This is a genomic window from Escherichia sp. AM3, assembly GCF_032029835.1.
GTDB classification, from domain to species: domain Bacteria; phylum Pseudomonadota; class Gammaproteobacteria; order Enterobacterales; family Enterobacteriaceae; genus Escherichia; species Escherichia coli.
Window position 1 is genome coordinate 1 of the sequence record NZ_JAVUPQ010000584.1, and the last position, 434, is coordinate 434.

Genomic DNA, 434 nt, shown 5'->3' on the forward strand with positions numbered 1-434 from the left:
TTATCGTGAGAGTAATTCATCGGCACGTTAAATCATATCAGGCGTAATACCACAACCCTTAAGTTAGCGCTTATGGGCTACATCCACAGGTGGTCATTGAGGCGAACTCAATTAGCGCGGTTCTGGAGCTGATTCGCCGCACTTCCCTTTCCACATTGTTACCAGCAGCGATTGCCACACAACATGACGGGCTTAAAGCTATTTCTCTTGCCCCGCCACTACTGGAGAGAACGGCGGTTTTGTTGCGGCGGAAAAATAGCTGGCAGACAGCCGCCGCGAAGGCATTTTTGCACATGGCGTTGGATAAATGCGCGGTTGTTGGCGGAAATGAATCACGGTAGCCGCTGACACAGGTCTGCGGCTGGAATTGCCTGATGCGCTACGCTTATCAGGCCTACGAGTTCAGTGCTCTACGTAGGCCGGATAAGGCGTTC

Annotated in this window: 1 pseudogene; it reads left to right on the top strand. The window is 52.1% G+C overall.

Annotated elements, in window-relative coordinates:
- Window positions 1-74: 74 nt before the first annotated feature.
- Window positions 75-341 (top strand): annotated as a pseudogene (locus RTW80_RS27365) (LysR substrate-binding domain-containing protein); the annotation flags it as partial.
- Window positions 342-434 lie beyond the last annotated feature (93 nt).